This window comes from Kitasatospora sp. NPDC056531, from assembly GCF_042794375.1.
Lineage (GTDB): Bacteria > Actinomycetota > Actinomycetes > Streptomycetales > Streptomycetaceae > Kitasatospora.
The window spans coordinates 1-13,253 of sequence record NZ_JBHTTU010000123.1 but is presented as its reverse complement, the minus strand read 5'-3'; the positions used below and the strand labels follow the sequence as shown (position 1 = coordinate 13,253).

Sequence of the window (13,253 nt, the reverse complement as noted above, 5' to 3'; positions counted from 1 at the left end):
CTCCGGGGCGGCGGCGAGCAGCGAACCGTGGCGGTCGACCACGGCGACCTCGGAGCCGCAGGCGTGCCGCAGCACCCGCAGCAGCGCGGTCAGGCCCTCACCGGTCAGCAGGGCCTGGACCAGCAGGTCGTGCTGATCGACCAGCCGCCGCCCAGCGCTGTGGTCCTCGGCCGCGATCCGTTCGGCGACCAGGCGGTTCACTGCGATGAAGGGCGTCTCGTACGGGACCTCCAGCACCGCCAGGCCCAGCCGTTCGGCCTCGGCCACCGTCGCCCTCGGGACGGTGGGGTGGCTCAGCCCGGTGCCGAAGCCCAGCCCGGACGCGCCGGCGGCGGCCACTCGTTGGACGAAAGCGGTCTGTGCGGCGGCGGTCCGCTGCCGCAGGCCGGTGGTGAGGAGCAGCTCGCCGCCCGCCATCCACGGTGTGGGGTCGGCGAGTTCCGTCACCGCGACCCACCGCACGACGCGTTCGACACCGGCCGTGCCGGTACACAGTCGCAGGCCGAGGCCGTCTTCCCGGAGCAGTTCGCGCAGCGTCACGGACATGCGCCGGACTGTAGCGCCGCACAACTCGGCGGCGGAAGACCGTGCAGCAGTCCATAGCCGGATAGGGGGATTCTCCCTAAGGTTCCCTGCGAGTCGACCGGCACAACCGACCCGACCGAGCCATCCGCCCCTTGCGCCGCCCCTTGCGCGACACCGATCAGAAGGGCAACAGGAGTTGAAGAGCAACGACCGGCCGGACCGCGCCCCCGGAACGGTGCGGCTCGAAGCGCTGGCGAAGACCTTCGACGGCCAGGTCCGCGCGGTCGACGGCGTGGACCTGGAGATCGGCGAGGGTGAGTTCTTCGCGATGCTCGGCCCGTCCGGCTCCGGGAAGACCACGGTGCTGCGCATGATCGCGGGCTTCGAGTCGCCGACCGCCGGCCGGGTCCTGCTGGGCGGGGTCGATGTGACCGGTCTCGCGCCGTTCGACCGGGACGTCAACACGGTGTTCCAGGACTATGCGCTCTTCCCGCACATGACGATCGAGCAGAACGTCGGCTACGGCCCGATGGTCCGCCGGGTGCCCAAGGCCGAGCGGGCGGAGCGGGTGCGCGCGGCGCTCGCGATGGTCCGGCTCGACGGCTTCGAGCGGCGTCGACCGGCCCAGCTCTCCGGCGGCCAGCGCCAGCGGGTGGCCCTGGCCAGAGCGCTGGTGAACCGCCCGAAGGTGCTGCTCCTCGACGAGCCGCTCGGCGCGCTCGACCTGAAGCTCCGTCACGAGATGCAGGTGGAGCTCAAGCGGATCCAGCGCGAGGTCGGGATCACCTTCGTGTTCGTCACCCACGACCAGGACGAGGCGCTGACGATGAGCGACCGGGTCGCGGTGTTCGACGCGGGGCGGATCGAGCAGGTCGGCTCGCCCGCCGAGGTGTACGAGCACCCGGCCACGGCCTTCGTCGCCGGCTTCGTCGGCACCTCCAACCTGCTGGACGGCGCGGCGGCCGAGCAGGTCGTGGGCGAGGCCGGGCTGTTCAGCGTCCGGCCGGAGAAGATCCGGATAGCGCACCCGGACGATCCCGCCGGCCCCGACGAGCTGTCGGCGATGGGCCGGGTGGCCGAGGTGGTCTACGCGGGCGGCCACACCCGGTTCCTGGTCGACCTGGAGGCCGGCGGGCGGCTGACCGCCGTCCGGCAGAACATCGACGAGGGCTCGGCCGACGTCCTCCGCCACCGCGGCACCGACGTCGTGCTCGCCTGGCAGCGCAAGCACACCGTCCGCGTCGGTGGCTGACCCGGTCACCAGCGCCTTCCCCACCAGCAGAGGAACCCACCGCATGCGTATCCGCTCGACCGCCCGCACCGCGGCCGCCGCCACCGCCGCCGTCCTGTTGGCCGCAGGGTGCGGCAGCAGCGCCGGAAGCACCGGCGCCCATGGCCTCAACCCGCCGAAACTGCCGATGCTCCAGTCCCTGGGTGCCGGTGAGGGCCAGGTGAACCTGGTCGCCTGGGCCGGCTACGCCGAGGACGGTTCGGACGACAAGAACGTCGACTGGGTCCACCCCTTCGAGCAGCAGACCGGCTGCAAGGTCAACACGAAGATCGCCGGCACCTCGGACGAGATGGTCTCGCTGATGAAGACCGGTCAGTACGACGCCGTCTCCGCGTCCGGTGACGCGACGCTGCGGCTGATCGCGGCCGGTGACGTCGCACCCGTCAACACGGGCCTGGTGCCGAACTACGCGGACGTCTTCGAGGGCCTGAAGAACCAGCCGTGGAACTCGGTGAACGGCCAGATGTACGGCATCCCGCACGGCCGCGGCGCCAACCTGCTGATGTACCGCACCGACAAGGTCTCGCCGGCGCCCGATTCCTGGAGCGTGGTCTTCGACGGCGCCGCGCCCTACGCCGGCCACGTCACCGCCTACGACTCCCCGATCTACATCGCCGACGCGGCGCTGTACCTGATGAAGTCGAAGCCGGACCTGGGCATCACGAACCCCTACGCCCTGGACGACACCCAACTCAAAGCGGCCGTCGACCTGTTGAAGACCCAGCACAAGGCGGTCGGCGAGTACTGGAGCGACTACCAGAAGGCCGAGAACTCCTTCAAGACCGGTGACACCGTGGTCGGCACCACCTGGCAGGTGATCGCCAACATGGCGCAGGCCGACAAGGCGCCGGTCCAGGCGGTGCTGCCGAAGGAGGGCGCGACCGGCTGGTCGGACACCTGGATGGTGTCGGCCAAGGCCGCGCACCCCGCCTGCGCCTACCAGTGGCTGAACTGGATCGTCTCGCCGAAGGCCAACGCCCAGGTCGCCGAATGGTTCGGTGAGGCCCCGGCCAACTCGAAGGCCTGCGACCAGACGTCGGACAAGAACTTCTGCACCACCTTCCACGCCACCGACGAGGCGTACTGGAAGAACGTCTACTACTGGACCACCCCGGTCAAGAGCTGTCTGGACGGCCGTGGGGTGGCCTGCACCGACTACGCCGCCTGGACCGCCGCCTGGACCGAGATCAAGGGCTGATGGCGGCCCACGTTGCCGCCCCGCAGCGGCGGGGCGGCATGCGGCAGGCGGCCTCCGTCCTGCACCGGCACGCCGGGCTGCGGCTGACGCTGCTGCTGGCGGCGCCGATGGCCTGGCTGGTGCTCGCCTACCTGGGCGCGCTCGGCGTCCTGCTGCTCTCGGCCTTCTGGACGGTCGACGACTTCACCTACAACGTCGTCCGGGCCTGGAACACCGCGAACTTCCACACCGTCCTCACCGAGCCGGTCTACCGGTCGATCGCCCTGCGCACGCTCGGCATCGCCGCCGCGGTCACGGTGATCGACGCCGTGGTGGCGTTCCCGATGGCCTTCTACATGGCCCGGATCGCCCGGCCGCGGACCCGCAAGCTCCTGGTGGTCGCGGTGCTGACCCCGCTGTGGGCGAGCTACCTGGTCAAGGTGTACGCCTGGCGGGTCATCTTCAGCCAGGGCGGGGTGCTCGACTGGCTCGGCGCCCCGTTCGGACTGGCCAGCCCCGGGTACGGCACGGCGGCGGTCATCGCCGTCCTCGCCTACCTGTGGCTGCCGTACATGATCCTGCCGGTCTACGCGGGGCTGGAGAACCTGCCGACCAACCTCCTCGACGCCTCGGCCGATCTGGGCGCCTCCGCCGGGCGGACCTTCCGCTCGGTGCTCCTGCCGCTGATCAAGCCCTCGGTGTTCGCCGGGTCGGTCTTCACCTTCTCGCTGAGCCTGGGCGACTACATCACCGTGCGGATCGTCGGGGGGAAGACGCAGGTGCTGGGCACCGCGATCGCCGACAACGTGACGCTCAACCTGCCGTTGGCCGCCGCGCTGTCCTGCGTACCGGTCGTGATGATCGTCGGCTATCTGCTCGCCGTGCGCCGGACCGGCGCCCTGGACTCGCTGTAGGGGGCGAACACCAGTGATCCTCTCCCGCCGTGCCCGGATCGCGCTGCGCGCGGCCACGATCGCCGGCCTCGCCGTCGTCTACCTGCCGCTGCTGCTGGTCCTGCTCAACTCGCTCAACCGGGACCGCTCCTTCGCCTGGCCGCCGGCCGGACTCACCACCGAGTGGTGGGTACGGGCCTGGCAGTCCGACGGTGCCCGCAGCGCGCTCGTGACCTCACTGCAGGCGGGTGCGGGGGCCACCCTGGTGGCCCTGGTCCTGGGAACCATGACCGCCTTCGCCGTCCAGCGCTACCGGTTCTTCGGGCGGCAGACGGTGTCGTTCCTGGTGATCCTGCCGATCGCGCTGCCCGGCATCGTCACCGGCATCGCGCTCAACGCCGCGTTCCGCACGGTGCTCGGCCCGGCGGGCATCGGCTTCGGCATGCTCACCGTCGTCATCGGGCACGCCACGTTCTGCATCGTCGTGGTCTTCAACAACGTCGTCGCCAGGCTGCGCCGGACGTCCCCCTCGGCCGAGGAGGCCTCGGCCGACCTCGGCGCGCACACCTTCCAGACCTTCCGGTACGTCACCTTCCCGGCCGTACGGTCGGCCTTGCTGGCGGGCGGGCTGCTGGCGTTCGCGCTCTCCTTCGACGAGATCGTGGTGACCACCTTCACCGCCGGGCCCGGCATCCAGACCCTGCCCGTCTGGATCTACGCCAACCTGGCACGGCCCAACCAGGCCCCAGTGGTCAACGTCGTGGCGGCGGTCCTGGTGCTGCTCTCCGTGGTCCCGGTGTACCTGGCCCAGCGGCTGTCCTCGGACACCCCGGGAGGGCGGCTGTAGCCGATCGTCGGGCGGCCGCTGCCGGCCGGGTCGTCCTTCCGGGTGTCGGCGCCTACCGCCCGTCCTCCCACAGGGCGCGCTCGACGGTGCGCAGGGCGGTGGCCGACTGCTCCCAGCCGTGCCACCAGAACAGCCCGCCCTCCTGGCTCGCCTCGGCGGCGAGTGCCGTCAGCCGGGCCCACGGGCCGGCCGGGATGCCGAACTTCGGTCGGACGGCGAGGCGTCGGGCGGCCTCGACGCCGACCGGGACCATGCCGATCAGCGGGAACGGTGTGCCGTCCGCGGTCCGTCCGGTGCCGTGGAGCATCGGGTGCAGGGTGATCGGGTCGAGCAGCAGGGTGAGGTCGGCGCAGGGCACCACGTCCGGTCCGTCCCGCCAGCTGAGGCGCCGGCCGTTCGACTCGGCCTTGGGGACGGGTTGTCCGTCGAGCGTGAGGCCGTCCTCCGCGACCCGCAGTTCCGCGCCGCCCGGCCGTGACGGCAGCCGCAGCCGGTAGTTCCCGTACAGGTGCGGGGGAGCGTCCGGCACCGCGCGGTCGAACGGGACGGTGAGGCCGTCCACCTCGAAGCCCGCCGGTCCGATCACCACGGCCGCGGTGGCGGGTTCGCCGTCGACGGTGACGCGCAGACGCGGGGCCGAGCCGAGGGCGCCGGGCGCGACGTCGACGCGCACGGCTCCGGACCGGTAGCCGCCGACCAGGTCGGCGAGCGGCGGGACCTCCGGCAGCGGGTAGTCGGTCAGGCGCACCGCGCGCCCCACGGTGCCGATCAGCCGGCGCCGCCCGTCGCGGCCGAACTCCGTCCTCAGTTCACCGCCGTCACCGGATGCGGCACCGTCGCTGCCCTCCGCCCCGCGCCAGCGCAGCACTCCGCGCTCGTAGCGCGGGTCGGTGACCCGGCGGCCGTTGACGTAGACCCGGTGCCGGGGCGGGTCGGCCGCCCGGCCCAGGAGGTAGACGGAGAGTTCGCCGTCCGGCGTGCCGTACAGGCCCGTCCACGGGTAGAGGGCACCGGCGAGGACGGAGTCGAGATCACGCCGCAGGGATTCCCAGCCCGCCGAGCCGTCCCGCAGCAGCCTGCGCGCCTCGGACTTGCGGGTGAGCAGGGTGCGCAGCCGCCGCGCCGCCTCCGGCGTGGGCCGCTGGTGGACGCCCCGGGCAGCGGCCTGCAGGGCCAGGTCCTCGCGCCGGGCCAGCAGGGCGCGTTCGGCCGCGCCGAGCTCCGGTGGGGCCCAGTCCGCCACGGCGGCGGCGGGCTCCCGGACGTAGCGTTCGCGCAGGGCGCTGTCCTCGCCGAGGGCGAGGACGAACCGGGCGCCGGGCGTGTCCTGCTGCCAGTGGAAGCCGGCCGGGATGCGGAAGTCGGTGAAGCCGTCGAGGGCGGCGAGTTCGCGCGGTCCGTAGTCGTCGATGATCCGCAGGGGGCCGTCGGGCGGGCGGACACTCTGGCCGGGCTTGAGCAGGCCGAGGCGTTCGAGCGCCCGCGGGTCGGCCGGAGCGGCGACGGCGGGCGGCAGGTACCAGGTGGAGGAGCTGGTGACGGTGCGCTGAACGGCCGGGTCGCGCAGGGCGGCGACGGTGTGGTGAGCGGTGACGGGGTCCAGGCCCCGGTAGCGGGCGCCGATGTAGTTCACCACGGTGTGGTCCGGGCCGTAGACCTCCTCCAGCCGGTCCAGCAGGACGGGCAGGTGGCGGTTGGTGAACCCGGCACGCTGGTAGTCGAGTTCGCCGACGACGCCGACCTGCCAGAGCACCAGGTTCAGGCCCGGGTCGATCCGTCGGCCCCGGATCAGCAGGTCTGAGGCCTCGAAGGTCTGCATGCCGGGGCTGCTCGGGTCCACGCCGAGGTCGGCGCAGAGCACGTCCAGGGCGCTGATGCCCGGCCGCATCACGGCGGTGTGGCCCTCACGGCGGGCGATGCGGACGGCGCGGTGGCTGGAGAGGACGAAGATGCCCGGGTGGCCGTAGAAGACCGCCGCCACGCGCCGCCCGGCGCGGACGAAGTGGAGAACCGCTTCGGACATCTGGACGTACGTCAGATAGCGGTCCTTGGCGTCGTCGTAGAGGACGCTGAGGTCGTAGGCGTCCGGGCGCCAGGCGTTGATGCGGACGACCGTGGCGGGGTCGGCCACGCAGTGGAAGACGTGGTCGGCCTCGCGGAGCAGCCGCTCGTCGGCCCGGGTGAAGCCGGCGGCCTCGATGCCGGAGCCGAGGACGGTCAACTCGCCCTTGAGCTCGGCCGGTTCGCTGCTCGGCGGCCCGGCCGCGGCGATGGCCCGGGACAGTTCGGCCCAGCGGGCCTCGTGCTCCCGGCGCGAGGGGAAGCGGTCGAAGGGGCGGGTGTAGCGGTGCGCGGAGCGGCGGTCGGAGTCCATTCGGCGGCGCGGGCCTCAGACCGCGTCCGCGGTGCCGGCGATGTCGACGACCGCCTGGGTGACCTGCGGCGGCAACGGGTCCACCAGGACCGGGGGGTCCAGCTGGACGTAGGTCTGGCTGATCTGCGGCGTGGGCTCCGTCAGGACGGGTGCGTCGAGCTCGAAGTCGATCTGGATGACCTGCGGCGCGGGCTCCATCTGGGTGATCTGCGGGGTGGGCGGCATCAGGATCGGCGCGTCCAACTCGAAGACGCCCAGGGTGCTCTGCGGCGCGAAGTCGGCGTCATCGCCGTCCAGGACGAGGTCGACGTCCACGTCGACGTCCACGATGTCGACGTCCACGACGTCGACGGGCAGGCTGCTTGCGGTCAGGGCGATCACGGCGGTCACTCGTCCCCTCGGGGCCACGGGCGGAGGCGAGTTCATGCTACTGAACGGGCGTTCGGCCGGACAGAGGTCGGACGGGCGGGCGGGCGTCCACGGTCGCCCCCGGGCGGCCGGTGTCAGATGCCCAGGCGGGCGGCGATGCCGTCGAGGACGCAGTCGAGGCCGGTCTCGAACTGCCAGTCCTGGTCGTCCTTGCGGGTGCCCTCGCGGAGGTAGCGCTGGTAGGCGGGGTAGCGTCCGGTGTTGATCAGCCAGGACATCCGCGAGGCCAGGCCGGCGCGGGTCTCGTCGCCGTCGGCCCAGCCGTGCTCGCGCTGCAGCGCCAGGAGGGCGATCTCGGCGGAGACCGAGCCGCGGACGTAGCCGGTGACGGTGCGGAAGACCGCCATGGTGGTGTCGGCGTCCAGGCCGTGTTCGGCGAGGGCGGCGAACGCGCGCTCGGGGACGGCCAGTTGGTTGGGGGTGAGGGCGGAGGCGGCGGCTCGGGCGGTCCACGGGTGGGCCAGGCTCATGGCGCGCAGCTGGACGGCCAGGGTGCGCATGGTGTCGCGCCAGTCGGTGGCGGGGGCGTCCAGGGGGAGCCGGCCGTAGACGAAGTCGACCATCAGCTCGATGAGTTCGTCCTTGCCGGACACGTACCGGTAGGCGGCCATCGGCGCGACGCCGAGCGCGGTGGCCAGGCGGCGCATGGTGACGGCGTCCAGGCCTTCGGTGTCGGCGATGGCGACCGCGGCTTCCGCGATCCGGTGCGGGGTGAGGGTGGTGCGCGGGGCGGGGGCCGGGCGGTCGAGGCGCTCCCAGAGTGAGGTCTGGGGCTTGGCCTGGTCGTCGTCCCCGGTGGGGGCCTGCGGGGCGGGCATGGCGGCGGGCTCCTTCCGGCTGGGTGTCGGCCCACCGTACCACTCCGAGCGTACGGCGTATCTGCAGTAGACGGCGTACACCTCGGTGTGTACGTTGTATCTTGCCGATACGGCGTACACATCGACTCGGAGGGGGACCCCCATGTCCAACGACCAGCAGCAGGCGCGGCCCGGTCAGGCTCAGGAGCGGCTGCGGGTGGCCGTACTCGTCGGCAGCACCCGCAGTGGCCGGTTCGCGCCGGTCGTCACCGACTGGCTGCTCGGCCACCTCGGTTCCCGCGACGACATGGCCGTCGACCTCGTCGACCTGGTCGACACTCCGCTGCCCACTACCTTCCCGTCCTTCGGTGGCGAACTCGACCGGGGCGGCGCGGAGTTGCTCGCCGCCGTCTCGCCCCGCCTGGAGGCCGCCGACGCCTTCGTGATCGTCACGCCCGAGTACAACCACAGCTTCCCGGCCCCACTGAAGAACGCCATCGACTGGCACAACCGCCAGTGGCACGGCAAGCCGGTCGCCTTCGTCTCCTACGGCGGACTCTCCGGCGGCCTCCGCGCCGTGGAGCAACTGCGGGTAGTGCTCGCCGAGTTGAACGCCACGACGATCCGCAACACGGTCAGCTTCCACGGCGCCGCGCAGCGCTTCGACGCGGACGGCAAGGCTCTCGACCCGGCGGCCGACGCCGCCGCCAAGACCATGCTCGACCAACTGGCCTGGTGGGCGCACGCCCTTCGCGAGGCCCGGCGGGTCCGCCCCTTCGCGGCCTGACCCGGGCACCGGCACCGGACAAACGGACAAACGGACAGCCGGGCAAGCGGACAGCCGGGCAAGCGGACAGACGAACCGACGGACTACCGGAACACGGGAAAGGCGGACCAACCATGGTGACGGAACCGGCCGAGGAGCGCCCCAGGCCGCCACTGCTGGGCATCCTCGGGCTGATGCTCGGCATCTTCCTCTCCGTACTCGACGGGCAGATCATCGGCACCGCGCTGCCGACCATCGTCGGCGACCTCGGAGGGCTGGACCACCTCTCCTGGTCGGTCACCGCGTACCTGCTCACCTCCGCCGCCGCCACCCCGGTCTGGGGCCGGCTCGGTGACCTGTACGGGCGCAAGGGCGCGTACCAGTGGGCGGTGGTGGTGTTCCTGGCCGGCTCGGTGCTCTCCGGGCTGTCGCGCGACATGGCCGAGCTGATCGCCTTCCGCGCGCTCCAGGGGGTCGGCGCCGGAGGGCTGATGGTCGGCGCGCTCTCGGTGATCGGGGTGCTCGTCCCGGCCACCGACCGGGGGCGGGTGCAGGCGGTGGTCGGGATCCTGATGCCGGTCGCCTTCGTCGGCGGGCCGCTGCTGGGCGGCTTCCTGACCGACCGGCTGAGCTGGCGCTGGGCGTTCTACGTCAACCTGCCGGTCGGGCTGTTCGCCCTGGTGGCGGTCGCGCTCGGGGTACGGCTGCGGACGGAACAGGTGCGCGCCCCCTTCGACCGGGCTGGCCTCGCCCTGCTGACCACCGGCATCGTCGGGCTCACCCTGATCGGCAGCTGGGGCGGCGTGACATACGCCTGGACCTCGCCGTGGATCCTCGGCACGGGGGCCGTCGCGGCGGTCGCGCTCGTCTGGTTCGCCCGGGTGGAACGGCGGGTCCCCGGACCGCTGGTGCCGCCCGCGCTGTTCCGCGACCGCAACTTCACCGTGGCCCAGGTGTTGGGCTTCCTCACCGGCGCGATGATGCTCGCCCTGGCCGGCTACCTGCCGCAGTACCTCCAGTTCGTCCAGGGCGCCTCGCCGACCACCGGCGGCCTCCTGCTGCTGCCGCTGATGCTCGGCATGGTCGGCGCCCAGCTCTTCACCGCCAAGCTGATGAGCCGGACCGGCGGCGAGCGGCGCTACCCGCTGATCGGCGGCGCCGTCGCCCTGATCGGAGCGGCCCTGCTGCTGCTCCTCGGTACCGGCACGCCGCGGGTGGTCGCCTCCGGCCTCACCGCGGTCGCCGGGGTGGGGATCGGGCTGCTCATGCAGAGCACCCTGCTGACCTCGATGGGCGCCGTCCCGCCGCGCGACATGGGCGCCGCGATGGGGGTCGTCACCCTGCTGCGCAGCATCGGAGGATCGCTGGGCATGGCGGTGCTCGGCGCGGTCTACACGGCCCGGATGGCGCACACCCTCACCGAGCGGCTCGGCACCGAGTCGGCCGCCCGGCTCACCGGCGGCGGGCTCACCCCGGCGACGCTCACCGGGCTGCCGGCCGGCGTCCGACCCGCGGTCGGGGAGGCGGTCACCGGTGGCCTGCACGGCGCGGTGGCGGGAGCGGTGGTGCTGGCGGCCCTCACCACGGCGGTCGCCTGCCTGGCCCGGCCGAACCCGGAGCCGGATCAGGAGTCGATGTCGGCTCCCGGCCCGGCCCCGGAGCCCGAGTCGGCGAAGGCGACGGCGTAGCGCGCCACAGCTCGACCGGGTACGGGACGTGCGGCTGCTCCGTCCGGCGCCCTCGGCGCAGGGCCGTCCGTCTCCGGCGACTGCGAACCGGATGCTGAACGACCGGTGCGGGAGGCTTTCAGCGGCGGGGCAGCAGCGACTCCCACACGTCGCGTTCGGCGGTGGCCGACCAGACCACGTCGCCGTGGCCGTAGCCCGGCACCACCCGGTAGTCCACCCGGGTGCCGCCCCGGCGGATGAGGCGGGCACCGAGGTCGTGGTCCCCGCGGCCGAACTCGGCGTTCACCCAGACCACCTCGGCCCGGATCGCCGCCCAGTCGATGCGGTGGACCTCCGTCAGACCGGCCCAGACCGCCGCCAGGTCGCGCAGCAACGCGGTCGGCTGCAGGCCGCTGCCGAGGCGGGCGATCGCCTCCGTCCAGACGGCGAGCGGGGTGTGCTCCAGGGCGAAGCGGTCGTCCCCGGGGGTGGTGCCGAAGACGTAGGAGCCGCTGCTGTGGCCCCGGTGGTGGATCCAGTTCGCGGCCCCGGGCAGGTCCCGGGTGTGGGTCAGGGCGTAGTGCAGCAGGCCGAGGTTGCTGAACTGCCCGGCCCCGTCCACCGGCCGTGGCACCCCGCTCGGGGCGTCCGGGGCGGTGGTGGCGCGGGCGAACAGGCCCTTCAGACCGGGGTCGACGGTCCAGGCACCCGCCTCCAGCTGCTGCTGGAACAGGCGGGTCAGCGCCTCGGCCCTCGCGACCAGCTCCGGTTCCGTCTCCGGGTCGTAGGGGCCGGTGGTGTCGAGGACGAGCACCCGCCGCAGGGCCTCGCCCCGGTCCCGGGCGGCGGTGGCCAGGGCGAGGGCGGCCCCGGCCGAGTGGCCGAGCAGCTCGTAGGGCAGGCCGGTGAGGGACTCGACGGCGGAGACGACCCGTTCGAGGTCCGTGCGGTGCCCGTCCAGGCCCCAGTCGGCGCACTGCGGCCCGATCCGATCGGGCGTCAGCGCGTCCTCGGGCGGGGTGGTGCCGATGACCAGGTACCCGTGGTCGGCGAGGAAGTGCGCGAGACTGCGGCCCTGCGCGGTGCAGTAGTCGGCGGCGACGTTGAGTCCGCCGCCCGGCAGCAGATGGACCACCACCGCCGGGTCGCCGCAACCGAGTGCCGCCCCCAGCTCCCTGACGACGTCCGTGCCCACCGCTGCCCCTCCCCGTGCCCTGCCGTTCGCGACGTCGAACAGTCTGACGCATCGCCGCGGTCCACCCCGGGTCCGCCCACCCGCCTGCGACGGTTACCGCGCGACGAGCACCGCGACGCCGGTCACCCGGTCCGCGGCGAGGTCCGCGAGCGCCGTGTCCGCCTGCCGCAGCAGGTAGCGGCCGGGCCGCCGCGCTGCGGGTGTCGCGCGGCCCCGCTGTTCACCCCCAGTACCCCGTGTGCACCGCCGCGGCCTCCTCGTACAGGTGCGGCCCCGAGACCTCCACGGAGCTGCCGCCGGCCGCGAAGACCTGGCGGCACGGCAGGTGGAGCACCGGCTCCTCCGGATCCACGCCCGCGATGACGTTCAGGTCGGTCGCGGCGAGCGCGTAGACGACCCGGCGGATGCCGCTCCAGAAGATCGCGCCGGCGCACATCGCGCAGGGCTCGGTGCTGGAGTACAGGGTGGCCTTGGCGAGCTGCGCCGGAGCCAGGGCGCGGGAGGCCTGCCGGACGAGATTGGTCTCCGCGTGGGCCGTGACGTCGTGGTCGGTGAGCACGGTGTTCTCGGCCGTGAGCAGGACGCTCCCGTCCGGGTCGGTCAGCAGCGCGCCGAACGGGTGGTTGCCGTGCGCCCGGGCGGAGGCCGCGAGATCGATGGCCGCGAGCAGGTGGGCGCGGGTGTGATCGGCCATGACGTACTCCTCAGGGGTGGGCCGAACGGTGGGATTGCGAAGCGGGGGCATCGGGGAGGTCATTTCGCCCGGATCAGCCGTACGGGACGACGGCGACCGGGCAGTGCACGTGGTGGATCGCCGCGTGTGCCACCGGGCCGAGGTGGTGGTGGCGCAGCGGCAGGTGCCGGGTGCGGCGGCCGACGACGAGCAGCCGGGCCGTCGCCGCCGAGTCCACCAGCTCGACGGCGGGCTTGCCCCGGACCAGCTCGTCCGTCACCTCCACCTCGGGGTGACGGGCCCGCCAGGGCTCCAGGGCCTCGGCGAGCCCGGTCCGCTCGACGGCGGATACCTCGCGCTCCAGCCCGCCGATCGCGCCGTAGGACATGTACTCGCTGCCGGCCGGAGGGCTCCAGACGTGGACGACCCGCAGCGGCGCCGAGCGGAGCGCGGCGGCCTCGAAGGCGAAGGCCAGCACCTCCTCCGCCGGGTGCGCCAGGTCGATGCCGACCGCCACGGGACCGGCCGGCTCGCTCTCGTGGGCCCGGACCAGCACCACCGGGCAGGCCGACCGGCGCAGCACCTCCTGGCTCACCGAACCGGTCAGGAAGCCGCGTAC

Annotated in this window: 13 protein-coding genes; 6 read left to right on the top strand and 7 right to left on the bottom strand. The window is 73.1% G+C overall.

Translation table 11 applies throughout. The annotated features are described in order from the left end of the window. On the bottom strand, nt 1-546 hold a 546-nt coding region (locus tag ACFQ87_RS40735), incomplete at its 3' end, for a PucR family transcriptional regulator ligand-binding domain-containing protein (RefSeq protein ID WP_380616012.1). Between the two features lie 175 nt (nt 547-721). Between ACFQ87_RS40735 and ACFQ87_RS40730 the strand changes: the two genes are divergently transcribed. Genes ACFQ87_RS40730 through ACFQ87_RS40715 form a run of 4 tightly spaced genes read left to right on the top strand, consistent with a single transcriptional unit; the run spans nt 722 to nt 4,733 of the window. Next, entirely contained in the window at nt 722-1,777 is a 1,056-nt protein-coding gene (locus ACFQ87_RS40730) for an ABC transporter ATP-binding protein (RefSeq protein ID WP_380616011.1), read from the top strand. Between the two features lie 43 nt (nt 1,778-1,820). Further along, on the top strand, nt 1,821-3,014 hold the full coding sequence (locus ACFQ87_RS40725) for an ABC transporter substrate-binding protein (protein ID WP_380616010.1): 1,194 nt from the start codon (nt 1,821-1,823) through the stop codon (nt 3,012-3,014). Continuing rightward, complete coding sequence (locus ACFQ87_RS40720; protein ID WP_380616009.1) at nt 3,014-3,907, top strand: ABC transporter permease; 894 nt, start codon at nt 3,014-3,016, stop codon at nt 3,905-3,907. The genes ACFQ87_RS40725 and ACFQ87_RS40720 overlap by 1 nt, the downstream gene beginning before the upstream one ends. Nucleotides 3,908-3,920: 13 nt before the next feature. Next, the gene (locus ACFQ87_RS40715) at nt 3,921-4,733 is read left to right on the top strand and encodes an ABC transporter permease (protein WP_380616008.1); all 813 of its coding nucleotides are present in this window, start codon (nt 3,921-3,923) and stop codon (nt 4,731-4,733) included. 52 nt (nt 4,734-4,785) lie between these two features. Here ACFQ87_RS40715 and ACFQ87_RS40710 read toward each other — a convergent pair whose 3' ends face one another. The 3 genes from ACFQ87_RS40710 to ACFQ87_RS40700 all read right to left on the bottom strand — a co-directional run bounded on the left by ACFQ87_RS40710 (nt 4,786) and on the right by ACFQ87_RS40700 (nt 8,354). After that, entirely contained in the window at nt 4,786-7,107 is a 2,322-nt protein-coding gene (locus ACFQ87_RS40710) for an SAM-dependent methyltransferase (RefSeq protein WP_380616007.1), read from the bottom strand. Between the two features lie 15 nt (nt 7,108-7,122). After that, nucleotides 7,123-7,497 carry a hypothetical protein gene (locus ACFQ87_RS40705; protein WP_380616006.1) on the bottom strand — a complete coding sequence of 125 codons (375 nt, stop codon included), beginning with the start codon at nt 7,495-7,497 and terminating at the stop codon, nt 7,123-7,125. A gap of 113 nt (nt 7,498-7,610) precedes the next feature. Continuing rightward, nucleotides 7,611-8,354: a TetR/AcrR family transcriptional regulator gene (locus tag ACFQ87_RS40700; RefSeq protein WP_380616005.1), complete on the bottom strand. Its 744-nt coding sequence runs from the start codon at nt 8,352-8,354 to the stop codon at nt 7,611-7,613. Nucleotides 8,355-8,496: 142 nt separating this feature from the next. Between ACFQ87_RS40700 and ACFQ87_RS40695 the strand changes: the two genes are divergently transcribed. Continuing rightward, nucleotides 8,497-9,120 (top strand): NADPH-dependent FMN reductase, encoded by a 624-nt coding sequence (locus tag ACFQ87_RS40695; RefSeq protein ID WP_380616004.1) that lies wholly within the window; start codon nt 8,497-8,499, stop codon nt 9,118-9,120. Nucleotides 9,121-9,233: 113 nt separating this feature from the next. Beyond that, complete coding sequence (locus ACFQ87_RS40690; RefSeq protein ID WP_380616003.1) at nt 9,234-10,787, top strand: DHA2 family efflux MFS transporter permease subunit; 1,554 nt, start codon at nt 9,234-9,236, stop codon at nt 10,785-10,787. A 118-nt stretch (nt 10,788-10,905) separates the two neighbouring features. On the opposite strand, the gene ACFQ87_RS40685 is transcribed toward ACFQ87_RS40690, so the two are convergent. The 3 genes from ACFQ87_RS40685 to ACFQ87_RS40675 all read right to left on the bottom strand — a co-directional run. After that, nucleotides 10,906-11,961: a thioesterase domain-containing protein gene (locus ACFQ87_RS40685; protein ID WP_380616002.1), complete on the bottom strand. Its 1,056-nt coding sequence runs from the start codon at nt 11,959-11,961 to the stop codon at nt 10,906-10,908. 220 nt (nt 11,962-12,181) lie between these two features. Further along, nucleotides 12,182-12,655 (bottom strand): nucleoside deaminase, encoded by a 474-nt coding sequence (locus tag ACFQ87_RS40680; protein ID WP_380616001.1) that lies wholly within the window; start codon nt 12,653-12,655, stop codon nt 12,182-12,184. Nucleotides 12,656-12,728: 73 nt separating this feature from the next. Next, a partial coding sequence (locus ACFQ87_RS40675) for a universal stress protein (protein WP_380616000.1) occupies nt 12,729-13,253 on the bottom strand: 525 nt, incomplete at its 5' end.